At 63.3% G+C, this 18005-nt stretch carries 17 protein-coding genes and 1 riboswitch; of the genes, 9 read left to right on the top strand and 8 right to left on the bottom strand.

All coding sequences use genetic code 11. The features are described 5' to 3' along the window. Positions 1-64: 64 nt before the first annotated feature. On the bottom strand, positions 65-1186 hold the full coding sequence (locus tag FGL95_RS24270) for a terpene synthase family protein (RefSeq protein ID WP_169591838.1): 1122 nt from the start codon (positions 1184-1186) through the stop codon (positions 65-67). Positions 1187-1253: 67 nt separating this feature from the next. After that, entirely contained in the window at positions 1254-2351 is a 1098-nt protein-coding gene (locus tag FGL95_RS24265) for a CaiB/BaiF CoA transferase family protein (RefSeq protein ID WP_169591835.1), read from the bottom strand. 51 nt (positions 2352-2402) lie between these two features. Between FGL95_RS24265 and FGL95_RS24260 the strand changes: the two genes are divergently transcribed. After that, positions 2403-2885, top strand: a complete 483-nt coding sequence (locus FGL95_RS24260) for a DUF456 domain-containing protein (RefSeq protein WP_169591832.1) — start codon at positions 2403-2405, stop codon at positions 2883-2885. 21 nt (positions 2886-2906) lie between these two features. Here the strand turns inward: FGL95_RS24260 and FGL95_RS24255 are convergent, their stop codons facing one another. Both FGL95_RS24255 and FGL95_RS24250 read right to left on the bottom strand, forming a co-directional pair. Further along, a complete protein-coding gene (locus FGL95_RS24255; protein ID WP_169591830.1) occupies positions 2907-3695 on the bottom strand; it encodes an amidohydrolase family protein in 789 nt (262 codons plus the stop codon). A 92-nt stretch (positions 3696-3787) separates the two neighbouring features. Further along, positions 3788-5161: an FAD-dependent oxidoreductase gene (locus tag FGL95_RS24250; RefSeq protein ID WP_169591827.1), complete on the bottom strand. Its 1374-nt coding sequence runs from the start codon at positions 5159-5161 to the stop codon at positions 3788-3790. A gap of 175 nt (positions 5162-5336) precedes the next feature. Here FGL95_RS24250 and FGL95_RS24245 point away from each other — a divergent pair, with 175 nt between their 5' ends. From FGL95_RS24245 to FGL95_RS24225, 5 genes are all read left to right on the top strand, one after another. Continuing rightward, positions 5337-5741, top strand: a complete 405-nt coding sequence (locus FGL95_RS24245) for an Rv0361 family membrane protein (RefSeq protein WP_169591825.1) — start codon at positions 5337-5339, stop codon at positions 5739-5741. 89 nt (positions 5742-5830) lie between these two features. Next, positions 5831-5946: riboswitch (SAM riboswitch) on the top strand. A gap of 15 nt (positions 5947-5961) precedes the next feature. Next, positions 5962-6369, top strand: coding sequence for a rhodanese-like domain-containing protein (locus tag FGL95_RS24240; protein WP_169591823.1), 408 nt, complete (start codon positions 5962-5964; stop codon positions 6367-6369). Next, positions 6366-7589: an O-succinylhomoserine sulfhydrylase gene (locus tag FGL95_RS24235; protein WP_169591821.1), complete on the top strand. Its 1224-nt coding sequence runs from the start codon at positions 6366-6368 to the stop codon at positions 7587-7589. The genes FGL95_RS24240 and FGL95_RS24235 overlap by 4 nt, the downstream gene beginning before the upstream one ends. 151 nt (positions 7590-7740) lie before the next feature. Continuing rightward, a complete protein-coding gene (locus FGL95_RS24230; protein ID WP_169591818.1) occupies positions 7741-8910 on the top strand; it encodes an NAD(P)/FAD-dependent oxidoreductase in 1170 nt (389 codons plus the stop codon). Then, positions 8907-9785, top strand: a complete 879-nt coding sequence (locus tag FGL95_RS24225) for an RNA polymerase sigma-70 factor (protein ID WP_169591815.1) — start codon at positions 8907-8909, stop codon at positions 9783-9785. Before FGL95_RS24230 ends, FGL95_RS24225 begins: the two co-directional genes overlap by 4 nt. 23 nt (positions 9786-9808) lie before the next feature. Here FGL95_RS24225 and FGL95_RS24220 read toward each other — a convergent pair whose 3' ends face one another. Together FGL95_RS24220 and FGL95_RS24215 are read right to left on the bottom strand one after the other, a co-directional pair. Then, complete coding sequence (locus FGL95_RS24220) at positions 9809-10612, bottom strand: transglutaminase-like domain-containing protein (RefSeq protein ID WP_169591813.1); 804 nt, start codon at positions 10610-10612, stop codon at positions 9809-9811. A 46-nt stretch (positions 10613-10658) separates the two neighbouring features. Continuing rightward, positions 10659-11468: an HAD-IIA family hydrolase gene (locus FGL95_RS24215; protein WP_169591810.1), complete on the bottom strand. Its 810-nt coding sequence runs from the start codon at positions 11466-11468 to the stop codon at positions 10659-10661. Between the two features lie 519 nt (positions 11469-11987). Between FGL95_RS24215 and fgd the strand changes: the two genes are divergently transcribed. Beyond that, a complete protein-coding gene (gene fgd, locus FGL95_RS24210) occupies positions 11988-12986 on the top strand; it encodes a glucose-6-phosphate dehydrogenase (coenzyme-F420) (RefSeq protein ID WP_169591807.1) in 999 nt (332 codons plus the stop codon). A gap of 10 nt (positions 12987-12996) precedes the next feature. Here the strand turns inward: fgd and FGL95_RS24205 are convergent, their stop codons facing one another. Both FGL95_RS24205 and FGL95_RS24200 read right to left on the bottom strand, forming a co-directional pair. Then, positions 12997-14103, bottom strand: a complete 1107-nt coding sequence (locus FGL95_RS24205; protein ID WP_169591804.1) for a GGDEF domain-containing protein — start codon at positions 14101-14103, stop codon at positions 12997-12999. A gap of 57 nt (positions 14104-14160) precedes the next feature. Continuing rightward, entirely contained in the window at positions 14161-14670 is a 510-nt protein-coding gene (locus FGL95_RS24200) for a nitroreductase/quinone reductase family protein (protein ID WP_169591802.1), read from the bottom strand. Between the two features lie 31 nt (positions 14671-14701). On the opposite strand from FGL95_RS24200, the gene pta reads away from it, so the two are divergent. Continuing rightward, a complete protein-coding gene (pta, locus tag FGL95_RS24195; RefSeq protein WP_169591799.1) occupies positions 14702-16795 on the top strand; it encodes a phosphate acetyltransferase in 2094 nt (697 codons plus the stop codon). Beyond that, complete coding sequence (locus tag FGL95_RS24190; protein WP_169591796.1) at positions 16792-17985, top strand: acetate/propionate family kinase; 1194 nt, start codon at positions 16792-16794, stop codon at positions 17983-17985. Before pta ends, FGL95_RS24190 begins: the two co-directional genes overlap by 4 nt. Positions 17986-18005: the final 20 nt, after the last annotated feature.

Below are 18005 nucleotides of genomic sequence, written 5' to 3'. Positions count from 1 at the left end.
CCTAGTTAAAAACTTCAGGATCATTAACGCTATGTTGCGGCCGACCGATTTTCCTGCGATCCGTCTATCCCGAGATAAAACCGTGCTCGGTAACGCGGGTTGCCGGTACGTCCGGGAAGTAAGTATGACTCCGAGTCAGACGCAGTTCTCCCGTCAGCACGCCGTTCCAGACGAAGCCTTCGCCGTGGTACCGCGGCACCATATACGACCAACGTTGGTTTGCGGCGGCAACGTGTTGCAAGTTTTCGAGACACGCGAGCAAACCAGGGATCGACGCGAGTGGTGACTCTGAGATTTCGGCGTATCGGCGCGCCGCATCGGCCTGCCTCTCGTTGATCAAGCAGGCCAACCGGTCGACCGCTTCCTGCAACGAAAGCCCTTCGGAGCGCCGCAAAACGCAGACCGCGTTGTTGTGATCGCCACGCGTGCATTCGGTTCGGAACGACAGCAAGTCGTTGGGTAGGTACCAGCAGTCCATAATGGCACGCCAGTACTGGTCTACCGACTCCATCGCGACGACTTCGGGATCCAGATCGACGCCGTGGATGTACTCGGTGACGACGTGGAACAGCTGACTGGCCGAGCTGCCACCGGTCGATCGAAGCTCCATGTGCTCGGCAAGATCGGTGATTCGATGATCGAGCAGGTCGGTGACCTCCGAACTGGTGGCGACGGTGCTGTAGAAGCCGAGCGCATCGAGCAACCGAGCCAGCAGCTTCGGCGACGATCGAGCAGTGAACCGCTCGATCAAGTCGTGAATGCTCTCCATCGCCCAGCGGGTGTCCGTCGCTACGCCGCCGTCGAGAACGTCTTCGATCTTGCCGAGATAGTCGTCGACGGCGGCTTGACGGACGCTGTTCGGACTGTCAGGTGCCGTGCGAAGGTCTACGACGTCGTCGTCGTGGATGAACAGCCACGTCATGAGGTCGCAGATGTCTTTGACCTTGTCCGCGTCGTGCTCGAAATAAGCCATACAGACGAACAGAGCGCCGAGGTTGTCGTGCAGAACGTTGTACGCCAACTTCGGCTCGCCCGGCAGCAAATGCCGATAGACCCAGTCCTCGTGGCTGCGCAGGATGTCGTAGTACTGAGGATGCAATCCGCAGGTGAACAGCTGGTCCAACGGCGGTAGGTGAACCCGGGTGTCTTCTGGAATTCCCGGGCAAGCCTTCGGTTCATCGCTCATGAGCGTGCCTCAAAGGCTGCGGTATTCAGTCGACACAGTTGTGATCGTAGCTACTGCAACGCGCAGGTCACCACAATGTCAACGGGTCGGCCGCGTCGCGTGGCGGCGCAGTCGGGATGCCGTTCGGGGTGCGCGAGAACCGCGGCGCGGGCAGATGCTGAACGACGCCGTCGATGTCGATGAGCGATCCGCGCGCAGCAATGTGTGCGTTGTCGGGCGCCTCGGCGAAGGTCAAGACGGGCGTGGTGCACGCATCGGTTCCTTCGAAAATGGCGGCCCACTCATCGCGCGTCTTCGATTTGAACTTGTCGGTGAAAATCTCCCGCAGCTTCGGGTAACCGGACTGATCGAGCTGATGCGGCAGGTCTGCAGCGTCGAGTTCGAGGCCCTTCAGCAACTCCGCATAGAACTGGGGCTCGAGCGCGCCAACGGCCATGTGCTTGCCGTCGGCAGTTTCGTAGGTGTCGTAGAACGGATAGCCGGTGTCGAGCATGTTGACGCCACGCTCGTCCGACCACAGCCCGCGACCGCGGAAGCCCCAGATCATGTGCGACAACGCGAGGGTGCCGTCGACCATCGCGGCATCGACAACCTGGCCTTTGCCCGAGGTCTGGCGCTCGATCAGCGCTGCGAGTATGCCGAAGACGAGGAACATCGACCCGCCGCCGAAATCGCCGACCATGTTCAGCGGTGGCACCGGGCGCTCACCCTTGCGGCCGATCGCGTGGAGCACCCCGGTCAGGGAGATGTAGTTGATGTCGTGACCTGCGCTCTGCGCGAGCGGACCCTGTTGGCCCCACCCGGTCATACGGCCGTAGACGATGCGCGGATTGCGCGCTGCGACGTCGTCTGGTCCGAGGCCCATTCGTTCGGTCACTCCGGGCCGGAACCCTTCGATGAGGACGTCGGCACGCTCGATCAGGCCGAGCACTTTCTCGATGTCAGCGGGATCTTTCAGATTCGCCTCGACGATCGTGCGATTGCGCAGCTGCTGGTCGTTGGGAATGCCTGCGGCGGGAATCCCGCCTGCGCGCTGCACGCGAACGACGTCCGCACCCAGGTCGGCGAGGAGCAGAGCCGCGTGCGGTCCGGGGCCGATGCCCGCAAGTTCGATCACGCGAATACCGGCGAGGGGCCCCTGCTTTGCGGCGTTCTCAGTCGTCATGGCCTAGACGTTAGCGAACCGCCAATAGTGTTCGAAGCTAGGGTTCTCCGCATGAATGGTTGGGGCGAGGTCATCGTCGGACTTGTCATCTTGATCGGCCTGGTCGGCATCGTTTTGCCGCTGCTGCCCGGTGTGTTGTTGGTGTTCGGCGCGATCCTGGTGTGGGCGATTGTCGAAGGGTCCGCAACCGCGTGGACCGTGTTCGCGATTGCCACGGTCTTCCTGATCATCTCAGGCGTCATCAAATACACCGTGCCTGGAAAGAAGATGAAGGACGCGGGCGTTCCGACGCGGTCGCTGATCCTCGGTGGTGTGCTCGGTATCGCTGGATTCTTCGTGATACCGATAGTCGGACTGTTCGTCGGTTTCATTCTCGGCACCTACCTCGCCGAGCTCGCTCGCCTCGGCAGCCACGAAACTGCATGGCCATCGACGTGGCATGCCGTCAAAGCGGTCGGCCTGTCGATGCTGATCGAGCTGTTCGGTGCACTCTTGGCCAGTGGTGTCTGGCTCGTAGGCGCCTTCCTGACGTGAGGGCTTACTGAGCGTCGGCGTTCACTCCACCGCGGGCAGTGATTCTGCGGTGTCGGAGGGCTCCGCGGCCTGCTTGGGTTGCAGCCGGTAGAAGCTGCGCGCGTTGGTACAGAGGACAGCTTCGTAGTCGTCGCCGATCGTCTCTTTGATCAGCTCGACGTCGGCGGGCTCGAATGCCCGTGTGGCGCGCGTGCCGGGGAGATCGGTGCCGAACATCAACGCCTCGGGACTGACGTTATGGATGCGGCGCAACGCATTCGGGATGTCGAAGTCGACGCGACCGAAGCCCGCTGCTTTGACCCGAACACCTCGGTCGACCAACTCGAGCAGGAATGGGAGCGCTTCACCGGAGATGCCGAGATGATCGATGCTGACAGCGGGGAGCTTGGTCAGCACCGGTGCGAGCGACGGCAGCAGTGATCCGTCGACGTAGAGCTCGGCATGCCAGCCGACGAGTTCGTGCGCACGCAGGGCTTGCAAGGTCAGGGCCGCGATGTCGATGGCGCCGCGTTTGAGGTTGAACCGGATCCCACGGACGCCGGCGCGGTCGAGTTCGAGAATGTCGTCGTCGGTCGCGTCGGGATGAAGCTGGGTGACGCCGACCCAGCCTTCGCCGAGCTCAGCCAGTGCGGCAACCAGATACGTCTGGTCGGTCGCTTGCCACGACCCGGTGATGACCGCGCCGCCATCGATGCCCAACGCGCTCGTGCGTTCGCGGTAATCGGCGATCGTGAACGGGTCAGGTAGGTAGCCGTTGTTTTCGACAAGCGGAAACCGCGGATCGATGATGTGGAGATGCGCGTCGAACACGCCTACAAGCATGCCCCAGAACGATCAACCGTTTGTGTGGTGGGAGTAAAAAATGCGGCGCACTTCACGTACCCACCTGTTGCGAGTACGTGTCAGGCGCGGTGCGGTTCGCTCGCTCGCAACATGTCTTCGCGTTCGACGACCTTGATCCGTTCGCGCCCTTCGGGTTCGCCGAGCGAACGCTCGTGAGCGTCCAAGCGGTACCAGCCCTGCCACGTCGTGAACGGAACGTCGCGCTTCTCGAGGAACTCGATGATCGCGTTCTCGTCCGGTTCCACCGCGCCGACGAAGCCAGCGCGATCGTCGAGCAGGCAGGCGACCGTTTCGTTCGCGTCGCCCTTCGTGTGACCGATCAGACCGACCGGGCCGCGCTTGATCCAGCCCGTGACATACGTTGCGGGAAGGAACTTTCCGTCCGTGCTGTCGTCGGCAAGGACTCGGCCGGCTTCGTTGGGCACGGTCCCTGCCTGGTCGTCGAACGGCAGGTTCGAGACGTTCTGCGAGAGATACCCGACGGCGCGGTACACCGACTGAACTTCCCAGTCCTTGAATTTGCCAGTGCCCCGGACGTTTCCGGTGCCGTCGAGCTCGGTGCGTTCGGTCCGTAGACCGACGACCTTGCCGTCCGCACCGAGGATCTCGGTCGGCGATTCGAAGAAGTGCAGGTACAACTTGTGCGGCCGGTCGCCTGGGTCGCGAATTGCCCAGTCCTGCAGCGTGTTCGCCACCATGTCGACGATCTTCGAGTTGCGGCGGGCCGCCTCGGAGGCTTCGTCGTATTCGATGTCTTCAGGATCGACGATGACCTCGATGGTCGGCGAGTGGTCGAGTTCACGAAGTTCCAACGGCGTGAACTTGGCCTGCGCGGGACCGCGACGACCGAAGACGTGGACCTCGACCGCCTTGTTCGCCTTCAGACCCTCGTAAACATTTGCCGGGATCTCGGTCGGCAGCAGTTCGTCGCCCGTCTTGGCGAGCACGCGAGCAACGTCGAGCGCGACGTTCCCGACACCGAGCACCGCGACCTTCTCGGCCTCGAGCGGCCAGTCACGCGGGACGTCGGGGTGGCCGTCGTACCAGGACACGAAGTCGGCGGCGCCGTAGCTGCCGTCGAGGTCGACGCCAGGGAGTTCGAGATTGCGGTCCGCGTTCGCGCCGGTCGAGAAGATCACCGCGTCGTAGAAGTGGCGCAGATCGTCGAGCGTGATGTCGTTGCCGTAGTCGATGTTGCCGAGCAGCCGCACGTGGTCCTTGTCGAGCACCTTGTGCAGGGCCGAGATGATGCCCTTGATGCGCGGATGGTCCGGCGCGACGCCGTACCGAATGAGGCCGAACGGCGCAGGCATGCGCTCGAAGAGGTCGATGCTGACGTCGGTCTCAGACTTCATCAGGGCATCCGCGGCATAGATGCCTGCGGGGCCTGCACCGATGATGGCGACCCGGAGCGGGCGGGACTGATCAGTCATCTTTACCGTGCACCTTCTCTACGAACGAAATTCGTGTGACGCGAGGCCGCAAATTAGCCTCGCCTAACATATGCGAAGTGCCTATTCTATCGTCTCGGCACAGCGCCCCTCCCGCAGCGGGGGATCAGGGTGACCTGTTTGCCCGAAACCGGACACGCAGGGGAAGATCCTGCACGTGACCGACGAGAGCAAGCCCGAGCCGCCGCGTACCGCAGTCCCGATCATCGCAGCATTGGCCGTCGTCCTGGCGATCGTCGCGGCAGTCATCATCGCTGGGATCATCTCGCCTGCCGAGGACAACCTCACCGAAGGCCAACAGATCGAGGTGTCGGTCACCGAGTTCATCGCTGCTCGCAACGGCGACGATGAGCAGCGCAAACGTGACACCGCCTGCGCCCAATTCGACGGCAAGATTCTCGCCGACCGCAAAGGCAAGCTGAGCTACGAGAAGGTCGCCGATGTCGCCCTCGACGGAAACAGCGCGAAAGCCGAAGTCACGACGAAGGTCGACGACAAAGACGAGAAGACCGCGACCTGGAATTTCGTCCGCAGGAACGGGAAGTGGCTGGTCTGCAACTAACCCCGTGCGCGCGTCTCACCGTCATAGGGGTGAAAATCACGCACGGTCGAAGTTGACAATCGCGCCGCTGAGCAGCGATCCTCGTGTCAGGTCATGAGTACCAGCAACAAGCCCCGGCTCGCTGGTCGGCAACCCTCCGCCACGGTGGGGTGCTCCGGGTGACGACCTGGCCGTGCTCCAATACCGGACACGGCAAGTGTGGATTCGGAAGGGCATTCAAGTGAGCTATGCAGGTGATCTGACTCCCCAGCAGGCATGGGACCTGCTTCGGGACGATCCGGCCGCGGTGTTGGTCGACGTACGGACCGACGGCGAGTGGCGCAAGATCGGCATCCCCGACACCACCGAAATCGGCAAGACCCCGATCTTCATCGAATGGGTCGACAATACGGGCAGTCGGAACGCGAATTTCGTCGAAGACTTGAAGGCCGCCGGCGTCACCGACGGACCGGTCGTCTTCCTCTGCCGTTCCGGAAACCGGTCCGTGCATACGGCCATCGCAGCGACCAATGCAGGAATCGGTCCGTCGTACAACGTTCTCGAAGGCTTCGAAGGCGCGGTCGGACCCGCAGGCCAACGCAACGTCAACGGCTGGAAGGTCCTCGGCCTGCCCTGGAAGCAGTCATGAGCAAGCCGACGGGTGGGGCGTTCGAGAAGCCGTTGCCCGAAGGCGTCGGTCCCGCGACGATCGGTGTGCGCGGCGGACTGATGCGGTCCGGTTTCGAAGAGAATGCCGAAGCCCTGTACCTGACTTCGGGATTCGTCTACGAAAGTGCCGGAGCAGCTGAGGCCGCGTTCACCGGCGACGTTGACCACTACGTCTACTCGCGCTACGGCAACCCCACGGTCGCCATGTTCGAGGAGCGGATGCGGCTCATCGACGGGGCCGAGGCATGCTTCGCGACAGCCAGCGGCATGGCCGCAGTCTTCACCGCACTCGGTGCGCTGCTGAAGGCCGGTGACCGGCTCGTCGCGGCCCGCAGCCTGTTCGGCTCGTGTTTCGTGGTCTGTAACGAGATCCTGCCGCGGTGGGGAATCGAGACCGTCTTCGTCGACGGCGAAGATCTCGACCAGTGGGAGCAGGCGCTCTCGGTGCCGACCACCGCAGTGTTCTTCGAAACGCCGTCCAATCCGATGCAGTCGCTTGTCGACGTGCCCGCCGTGGTGGAACTTGCCCACGCTGCTGGGGCCCAAGTGGTGTTGGACAACGTCTTCGCGACCCCGTTGCTGCAGCGCAGCTTCGAGCTCGGCGCCGACGTCGTGGTCTATTCGGGCACCAAGCACATCGACGGTCAGGGCAGGGTCCTCGGCGGCGCGATTCTGGGCACGCAGGAGTACATCGACGGTCCGGTGAAGACGTTGATGCGCCATACCGGTCCGGCGCTGAGTCCGTTCAACGCCTGGACCTTGTTGAAGGGTCTGGAGACGATGCCGCTGCGCGTCAACCACTCCACCGGGTCAGCGCTGCAAATCGCGAAGTTCCTCGAGTCGCACCCGTCGGTCGCATGGGTGAAGTACCCGTACCTCGAATCCCATCCTCAGTACGACCTCGCCAAGCGGCAGATGAAGGGCGGCGGCACGGTCGTCACCTTCGAGCTCGCGGCGCCCGAGGGACTCGGTAAGAAGCGTGCCTTCGAGGTCCTCGATGCCCTCCGCATCGTCGACATCTCGAACAACCTGGGTGACGCGAAGTCGCTGATCACCCACCCCGCGACCACGACGCACCGCGCCATGGGTCCGGAAGGTCGAGCGGCCGTCGGAATCACCGACTCCGTGGTCCGCATCTCGGTGGGACTCGAAGATGTCGAGGATTTGCTCGGCGATCTGGATCAGGCCCTCACCCCCTAATCCGTGCGCGCGTCTCACCCTCCCATGGGTAAAAATCGCGCACGGTTCTGCGCGAGCAACTGTGAGCGAATTTCACCCCTCTGGGGGTGAGACGCGCGCACGGGAGTTGGGTGGGGTGTCACATTTCCCGCGGCTGCGGTGTCTAAAGGGCATGACAAACAAACGGCAGGTCGTGGTTGTTGGTGCGGGGTACGCGGGGGTCATGGCGACCAACCGCATACTCGCTGCCGGGCGCGAGGACATCGCGGTGACCGTGGTGAACCCGCGCCCGGACTTCGTGGAGCGAATTCGGCTGCATCAGCTGGCGGCGGGGACGTCGACCGCGCTGGTGCCGTTGAACACGCTCGTGCACAAGGGTGCGCAGGTCCGGATCGAGTGGGTCGATCGGATCGGTGACGGCGAGGTCGAGCTGAGTGACGGCTCGACCTTGCCATTCGACCGACTCGTGTATGCCGTTGGCAGCACGTCGAATACGACTGCGATTCCGGGAGCCGCCGAGCACGCCCTGTTCGTCGCGCAATTGCATGAGGCGCGCGAATTGAAGACGCGACTGGCCGAGTTGCCCGATGCCGCCACAGTGACCGTCGTCGGCGGCGGACCGACGGGAATCGAACTCGCCGCAGAGATCGCCGAGCAGCTCCCTCGCGTGCACGTGACCCTGTTGGCCGCCGGCGACCTTGCGGCAGGAGTGTCGGCCCGGGCGAGACGTGCGATCGTCCGGCAGCTGGAGAAGCTCGGCGTGGAGGTCGAGGCGGGCACGGCGGTGACGCGCGTTGTCGATGGAGGGGTCGTCACCGCCGATGGCCGTACTCGGACGAGTGCTGCCACCGTCGTCTGCTGTTCGTTCGGTGCGCCCCAATTGGCAACGCGCAGTGGGCTCCCTACGGACGACGCCGGACGCCTGCTGGTCGACGAGACTTTGACCGCGCTGGGTCGGCCGGACATCGTCGGCGTCGGTGACGCGATCTCGTTGCCGCCGGAGATCGGTTGGTACAACCGGATGAGTTGTCAATCGGCGTCGCCGCTGGGGGCGCACGGTGGCTCGACCGTGTTGGCTGGGTTGGAAGGTACTGCGGCTGAACCTGTTTCGTTCGGCTTCGTCGGGACCAACATCTCGTTGGGCAGGCGATCGGGGGTTATCCAATTCGCCCATCTGGACGACTCGCCGCGTAGCATGATTATGCGGGGCGCGTCGGCGGCTGTAGTGAAAGAGCTGGTCTGCCGGGCGACCCTGTGGGGCTTGAGAATTCAAGGACGAATGAAGCGGCAGCAGCTCGCGATGCCTGCGCCGCGCCGTCGGAAGGATCTCGTGACAGCGTGACGACGCACGCAGACCTCTTCGACGAGTACCGACCGCTCCTTTTCGCGATTGCCTATGAAATCACCGGCACCGCAACCGATGCCGACGATGTGCTGCAAGAAAGCTTCATTCGCTGGTCCGAGGTGGACCTGGCTTCGGTGGAGAGTCCACGCGCGTATCTGGCGCAGGTTGTCAGCAGGCAGTCGCTGAACAGCCTGCGGACCGCACAACGACGGCGCGAAGAATACGTCGGGAACTGGTTGCCCGAGCCGATCCGGACCGAGCGGGATGCAGCGGACGACGTCGTTCTTGCCGAGTCTGTCTCCATGGCAATGCTTCTCGTCCTCGAGACGCTCGGTCCGGACGAGCGCACCGTCTTCGTCATGCACGAGGTGTTCGGCTTCGGCCACGCCGAGATTGCCGAGACCATCGGCAAGTCCGCTGCAGCGGTTCGCCAGATCGCACATCGCGCGCGGGAGCATGTGCAGGCTCGACGCAGGCGCTACGTCGCAGATGCCGAAGAGGCGGCGGCGATCACTGCGTCGTTCCTGCTCGCGGCGTCGACGGGCGCGGTCGACGTGCTGATGGAAATGCTTGCACCCGATGCAGTTTCGCTGTCGGACGGTGGCGGCAAGTTGAGCGCAGCACGCAGACCGATCATCGGCGCGGACCATGTGGCCCGCTACCTGGTCGGTATCGCCACCAACTTCGAACCAGGGTTGGTGCCGGAGTTCACAGTGCTGAACGGTCTGCCTGCAGTGTTGCTGAGCTTCGGTGACCGCCTCGATTCGGCGGTCATGATCGAGGTGGTCGATTCGTTGGTCAGTCGTATCTACATCGTCCGGAATCCGGAGAAGTTGGCGGCTATTTCGGCGGTCCGGCTGCTGGCGCGCTGATCAACGGTCACGAGGGGTGAGCTTTACGCGATCGACACCAGCTCGGTGACGTCGTCGATGGGCAGCTCGCCCTCGACCCACGCGGTGACCCACGCAGCGTTGAGGTTCACTGCGCCACCGTGGTTGTCCATGAACGCGGTGTCGGATGCGTCGCGGCCGGTCGCGATTCGGACCAGCGTCGATCGGGGAGCGAGGCAGGTTGCGTCGACTACTCGCCACACTCCGTCGATATAGGCCTCGGCCACGGCGTGAAAGTCCATCGGATTGCAGCCGGGCGCGTAGACCGCCACGACCCGGGCGGGTACGAAGACGGCTCGCAGCAACGCCACGACGAGGTGCGCATAGTCGCGGCACACGCCGGTGCCGGAAAGTAGCGTCTCGACCGCGCCGTCGATCGGGTCGCTGCTGCCCGGCATGTAGGTGAGTCGAGAGCCAACCCAGGACGACACCTGCTCCAGCAGCTCGGCAGAGCCTTTGGACTTCCCGAACTCCGTTGCGGCATAGCCGAAGAACTTGTCTGCCTCGGCATAGCGGCTTGGCCGCAAGTATTTCGACAAGTCGTAATCGGTGGTCGGCAGCGGCTCCGATTGCCCGACGATGGTGGCCTCGTAGTGCACCTGGAGATTGCCGACGCCGGCGGGGAAGGTGTGGATTCGAGTGCCATGGGCAGCGATTACCTCGTGCGCGACGATCGGTTCGCCGTCGAGCGAAAACGACAGGGATTCCGTCACTTCCGCGCCGGGGTGAAACGCGACCGCGATCTGGAACTCGAGTTCGGTCGGCTCGATGATGTCCGCGTTCAACGATGCCGAAACCTCACGCCTCATTGGCCCGATACTGCCAGGGTGTCGCCGGAGCCGCTCGACGAGTCCCTCAGTCGAGTGGTGCGAACGGATCTTGTGTGCGCCCGATCAGGTCCGCGACCGAATCGAGCACCAGTGTCGGCCGATACGGGAATCCTTCCACGCTCTCTCGCGTCGAGATTCCAGTGAGTACCAGAATCGTTCGCAGCCCGGCTTCGAGGCCCGAGACGACGTCGGTGTCCATGCGGTCGCCGATCATCAGCGTGCTCGCCGAATGCGCCCCAATGGACCGTAAAGCCGATCGCATCATCAGCGGGTTCGGCTTCCCGACGTAGTACGGCTCGCGCCCGGTCGCGCGGGTGATCAGCGCCGCGACCGCGCCAGTTGCGGGCAGTGAACCGTCTCGCGAAGGCCCGGTGGCGTCGGGGTTGGTCGCGATGAAACGAGCGCCGCGCTCGACCAAACGGATCGCGGTGGTGATGGCTTCGAACGAGTAGGTCCGGGTTTCGCCGAGCACGACGTAGTCGGGGTCGCTATCGGTGAGGACGTAGCCGATGTCGTGCAATGCGGTCGTGAGGCCGGATTCGCCGACGACGTATGCGCTGCCGTTCGGGCGCTGATTGCCGAGGAAAGTTGCGGTGGCAAGTGCGGAGGTCCAGATCGCGGTCTCGGGCAGGTCGAGCCCCGACCGGCGCAGCCGCGCCTGCAGATCACGCGGGGTGCGGATCGAGTTGTTCGTCAGCACCATGAAAGGCGTTCCGTTGCTTTGCAACTCGGCAAGGAACCGGTCGGCGCCGGGCACCAGGTGCTCTTCGTGGACGAGAACCCCGTCCATATCCATGAGGTAGGACAGTCCGGTGCTGGCTTCGTGGTCGGTCATCGATTCATTGTGCTGCGCTATCGGCCGAAAAGTCGGTACCGAGGCCAAGAATTCACCTGACCGAGCTCAGAAGCTCAGGCGACTGCGTCCCACGAGGTATATGTCGTCGACCGCCGACGGCGGATCGTCCACCCGCCGATTCGCGAAATGCTTCGGCCGACCGTCACCGAAGAGCGTGCCTGCACCGGGTAGATCTGGGGCCGCTCGATGTCGTGGTCCTGAGACTGGTTGCTCGGCCGATTCGGCTCGGTGTCTCGGCTCGGCGCTGGTAGCCGGATCCGGCCTGCTGGAACGCGAGAGGTGTTTCGGATGGTGCATGGGTGATCGCCCCTTCACTGTGCGGCGGCATTGGCGCATCGAACTACCGAGCCGCAAACACCCTCAACTTCGACGACCTTCTATCCCAACTAACTCGGTCTGTACAGCTCGAGAAGGTCTCGAAAATATAACAGACTGTTACCGGACGTGCGACCAGTTCTTGTGCCGAATTCTTGGGCCTGTTGTGAGTAGGCTCGGGACGTGGCATTGAAGCTGGGATACAAGGCATCGGCAGAGCAGTTCGGACCGCGAGACCTCGTCGAATTGGCGGTCCTCGCTGAGCAACACGGCATGGACAGTGCCACAGTCAGCGACCACTTCCAACCGTGGCGACATAACGGTGGGCACGCGCCGTTTTCGTTGTCATGGATGACGGCGGTCGGGGAGCGGACGAATCGCATTCAGCTCGGGACCTCCGTCTTGACGCCGACGTTCCGGTACAACCCGGCCGTCATCGCGCAAGCGTTCGCGACGATGGGCTGCCTGTATCCCGGCCGGATCATGCTGGGCGTCGGGACCGGCGAGGCGTTGAACGAGATCGCGACCGGCTATGCCGCCGAATGGCCGGACTTCAAGGAACGTTTCGCGCGGCTGCGTGAGGCGGTGGAGTTGATGCGGCAACTGTGGGTCGGCGATCGGGTCGACTACGACGGCACGTACTACCGAACCAAGGGTGCATCGATCTACGACGTGCCCGAGGGTGGCATTCCCGTGTATATCGCCGCAGGTGGACCTGTCGTCGCGCGATACGCAGGTAGGGCGGGCGACGGCTTTATCTGCACGTCCGGCAAAGGCATGGATCTCTACACCGAAAAGCTCATGCCAGCGCTTGCGGAGGGCGCTGCGAAGGTCGAACGGTCCGTCGACGACATCGACAGGATGATCGAAATCAAGATCTCCTACGACACCGATCCAGAACTGGCGCTGGAGAACACGCGTTTCTGGGCGCCGCTGTCGTTGACGCCGGAACAGAAACACAGCATCGAAGACCCGATCGAGATGGAAGCTGCGGCCGACGCCCTGCCTATCGAGCAGGTGGCGAAACGCTGGATCGTTGGTTCCGACCCCGACGACGTCGTCGAGCGCATCAAGCCGTATCTCGATGCCGGACTGAATCACCTCGTGTTCCACGCGCCGGGTCACGACCAGCGACGGTTCCTCGAATTGTTCGAGCGTGATCTCGCGCCGCGGTTGCGTTGATTCGACTGCGCTAGGAGCCTGTCCCCAAGTCGATAGCGACAGTGTTGCGACCGCTGTTCTTTGCGCGGTACATCGCATGGTCTGCGCGATCGAGCAGTGCGTCGAGTTGCTCGGTCGGTGACGCGACGGACAGCAGCCAGTCCCGCGCTGGGATCGCAGCCACACCGACACTCGCGGTGACCGGCGCGTGCGTGGCGGGCGCGCCGATCGCTTGCTGGATCCGCTCGGCCAACTCGGTGATCACGTCCGCAGGCACGACGTCCATGACGACGAACTCCTCACCACCCAAGCGGGCGAGCACCGCGCTACCTCGAACCACGGACTTGATCCGCAGCGCGGTCCGGACCAGAACCTCGTCTCCTGTCGCGTGCCCGAGGGTGTCGTTGACTTCCTTGAAGTGATCGAGATCGATAGTGATCATCACCAGTTGAGCCGAGTCCACCGCCGAGTCTTGATCGACGAGCAACGGCACACGGGAGTGCAGCCCGCGTCGATTGAGCAAGCCCGTCAAAGGGTCTACCAACGAATCGACGGCATCCGATCGGATCAGCCAGAAGCTGAACTGGAGCAGCGGCGGAACGGCAACGTTCGCCACGAGCAACACCAGCAGCTTCGCAACAGCAAGTGCAGGATCTGCGCCGATGATCAAGGGAATCGCGACAGCGACGGTCGACGCGAAAGCCCACACGAGATGGCACGCCAGCGTCTTCGGACCGTGGAAGAACGTGACGTAGGCACCGATGAGGACGAATGACGTAGACCCGGCCAAACCCGCGAGCGCGTCTGTGTCGCTAGCGATGCAGAACGTGATCGCCACATCGGACCAGATGATGAACAGAAACGACGTCACCTGCGTCGGCCAGTCCCCGGCCAACCACCGCGCGGCCCAGCCGTACGTGCCGACAGCGATGACGAAGAGGGCGATGCGACCAGGCAAACCTGTCGGACCAGTGGGGGAGAGCAGGACCAGGGCGGGGACCGCACCGAGCACGCCGGCACACAGTGCGATCAGCACTCGGACCACGCCGGTCAGCGACCGGGACTCGAAAAAGCTCAGCAGCCAGCCACGATCGAACGGGTCGTTCCACCACTCGCGCAGATCGAGATTGCCAGCCATCCGCTTTCGGCCACCCCCAGATTCTTCGCCACCAGTCGGTGATCGTTGGTCGTGCTGTTAGCGAGCAGTCAGCGCAAATATACGAAACGTCCGGTCGGTTCGGTCCAAGTAGGCGTCGTACGCGTGGGTGTAATCGGAGAAGGTGGCAAAGGCCCGATCCCATTCGGCACCGGTGATCAACTCGGCAATGACCGGTATTTCCTTGCCCGCCATCGTGACGATGGCCTCCGGGTTTGCCAGCAGGTTGGCGGTCCACGTGGGGTGACCAGCCTGCCCGAAATTGCTGCCGACCACGAACAGCCGATCGCCGTCTCGCGTGTAGATCAACGGCGTCGTGCGCGGCAGACCCGATTTCCGACCGGTCGTCGTCAGCAGTATCAGCGCGATTCCAGTCGGACCGAACATCGTCATGCGCCCTTTGCTCCGCGCGAGCAGCGCGCGATCGAGCGGGGTGACCGTGCGAATCCACCACGAGCCGGCGCGAGTCGACCCGAAAGCCGTCAGCGCCTTCTTCAAACGAGGACGTGCGCGGTGCCAGCGAACGTCGGGGAACGCCTTCTCTGTCATATACGAATTGTCGCCGAACTAAGCTGCGCACATGTCAACAACGGAGTCTGCCGTTCACAGGACCTCCAGCGTCTACGTTGCCGCACCGGAGGGCGATACCGGCAAATCGACCGTCGCTCTCGGTTTGCTGCACATGTTGAGCGCGACGACCGCTCGGGCCGGAGTTTTTCGGCCCATCGCCCGGTCGACGACGGAGCCGGATTACATCCTCGAACTGCTGCTCGAGCACAGCACCGCCGATCTCACCTACGAGCAGGCGATGGGCGTCACCTACGAGCAGGTGCACGAGGACCCGGGCGCGGCGCTGAGCGAGATCGTCCAGCGCTTCCATACCGTCGCCGAGCAATGCGACTCGGTCGTCATCATCGGCAGCGATTACACCGACATCGTCAGTCCGAGCGAACTGAACTTCAACGCCCGCATCGCGGTGAACCTCGGCGCCCCCGTGCTGTTGACGGTCCGTGGCAAGGGCCGAACGCCCGACGAGGTCGTGCAGCTGGTCAATGTGTGCGAGGCCGAGCTCAGCGCGCAGAAGGCGCACCTCATCGCGGTCATCGTGAATCGTTGTGATCCCGCCACGCTCGACGAGATCCCGAAGGTCCTTGCACAGACCGAGGTTCCGGCATGGAGCATGCCCGAGGTGCCACTCCTCAACGCTCCGACGATGGCCGAGTTGTGCCATGCGATCGGTGGCGAGCTCTACACCGGCGACACCGAGTTGCTGCAGCGCGAAGCGCTGCGAGTGATGGTCGGCGGCATGACTGCCGAGCACATTCTCGAACGACTGACCGAAGGCGTCGTCGTCATCGCGCCCGCCGACCGCTCCGACGTACTGCTGAGTCTGGTGAATGCGCACGAAGCCGAGGGCTTCCCGTCGTTGGCCGGCATCATCATGAACGGCGGTCTGTTACCGCATCCGGCGATTGCGAAGTTGGTCGCCGGCCTCAAACCGCGTCTGCCGATTCTGACGACCGGCCTCGGCACATTCGATACTGCAAGCGCCGCAGCGCAAACGCGAGGGCGAGTTGCGGTCGGTTCCCAGCGCAAGATCGACACCGCGTTGAGCCTGATGGAGCAGCGGGTGGACGCCGGCGAGCTGCTGAAGCGGATCGACGTTCCGATCCCGTCGGTGGTGACGCCGCAGATGTTCGAGTACCAAATCGTCTACCGCGCAAGGGAAGTCCGCAAACACATCGTGTTGCCCGAAGGTGACGACGATCGGATACTGCGGGCTGCCGGCCGCGTGCTGCAGCGGCAGATCGCCGACCTGACCATTCTCGGTGACGAGAACACGATTCGCGGTCGCGCGGCGGAACTCGGCGTCGACCTGAGTGCTGCCAAGGTGATCGATCCGCTGCATTGCGAACAGCTCGATGACTTCGCCAAGGAGTACACGAAGTTGCGCGCGCACAAGGGAATGACGTTCGAACGTGCCCGCGAGGTGATGACCGACATCTCGTACTTCGGAACGATGATGGTGCACTTGGGAATTGCCGACGGCATGGTCTCCGGTGCCGCCCACACCACCGCGCACACGATTCGTCCGTCGTTCGAGATAATCAAGACGGCCCCGGGCGTCGATACTGTGTCCAGTGTGTTCCTCATGTGCCTGTCCGACCGAGTGCTCGCCTACGGCGACTGCGCCGTCGTGCCCGATCCCACCGCCGAGCAACTCGCCGACATCGCGATCTCATCGGCTGTCACGGCCGAACAGTTCGGCATCGAACCCCGGGTGGCGCTGCTGTCCTACTCGACGGGTGAGTCGGGTTCCGGCGCCGATGTCGACAAGGTCCGCAGGGCAACGCAGTTGGCGCGCGAGCGACGCCCGGACCTGCTGTTGGAGGGCCCGATTCAATACGACGCCGCCATCGAACCGACCGTGGCCAAGTCGAAGTTGCCGGACTCGTTGGTCGCGGGCCGCGCGACCGTGTTCATCTTCCCGGACCTCAACACCGGCAACAACACCTACAAAGCGGTACAGCGCAGCGCCGGTGCCGTCGCGGTCGGGCCGGTCCTCCAGGGCTTGAACAAACCGGTCAACGACCTGTCCCGAGGCGCGTTGATCGCGGACATCGTGAATACCATTGCCATCACGGCGATCCAGGCGGCTGGAACGAAGTCGTGACGAATTCGCTTGTTCTGGTTATCAATTCCGGGTCGTCGTCGCTCAAGTATCAGCTCGTCGACACCGACACCGGCGCTGCCGTCGCGTCCGGCTTGGTCGAGCGAATCGGCGAGAGCGATGGGTACATCACGCACAAGTGCGGCGACGAAGTGATCGAACACCGTGGCCCGATTCCGGACCACGCCGCTGGGCTCGCATTGGCGTTCAAGATGTTCGATGATTCCGGGCACAGTTTGACCGGAGCCGGCGTGCGGGCAGTCGGGCATCGCGTTGTGCACGGGGGTGAGGTGTTCTACAAGCCCACCGTCATCGATGACGCAGTCGTGGAGGAGATTTCACGGCTATCCACTCTTGCGCCGTTGCACAATCCGCCGAACGTCGTCGGGATCGAATGCGCGCGGGCGTTGTTGCCGCATGTGCCACACGTCGCCGTCTTCGATACGGCGTTCTTTCATGGGTTACCGGCCGCAGCACGGCTTTACGCCATCGACGTCGAAGTCGCACGGGCGCATGGCATTCGCAGATACGGGTTTCACGGCACCTCGCACGAATACGTGTCCGGCGTTGTGGCCGAGTTCCTCGGTCGCGACAACTCCGACCTGAATCAGATTGTGCTGCATCTGGGTAACGGTGCGTCGGCGTCGGCGATCCAGGGCGGCAAACCGATCGACACGTCGATGGGGTTGACTCCGCTGGAAGGCCTGGTGATGGGCACTCGCAGCGGCGACGTCGATCCAGGCATTCTGATGCACCTGAACCGAAGCGCAGGAATGAAAGTCGATGACATCGACACACTGCTCAACCGACGGTCCGGGCTCATGGGGATGTCGGGCGTCAACGACTTCCGTGAATTGGGACAGCTGATCGAGGACGGCAGCACGGCGGCAAAGCTTGCTTACGACGTCTACATCCATCGGTTGCGCCGCTATATCGGCGCTTACCTGATCGAATTGGGCGGCGCGGAGGTCATCACTTTCACCGCAGGCGTCGGCGAGAACAGCGCGTCGGTCCGTGCGGATGCGTTGGCTGGTTTACAGAAATTCGGCATCGCCGTCGACCCGGGCCGCAATACCGCGAAAAGTCGCACCGCTCGGGTCATTTCACCAGAGGGTTCGCCGGTGACCGTCCTGGTGGTGCCCACGAACGAAGAGCTGGCGATCGCCCGCGCGGCGGTCGCAATCACCACCTAGCTCGTGAGTCTTTTTGGAGT

Origin of the sequence: Antrihabitans stalactiti (assembly GCF_012932915.1) — a bacterium.
GTDB classification, from domain to species: domain Bacteria; phylum Actinomycetota; class Actinomycetes; order Mycobacteriales; family Mycobacteriaceae; genus Antrihabitans; species Antrihabitans stalactiti.
This window is presented reverse-complemented; position numbering and strand designations above follow the sequence as displayed.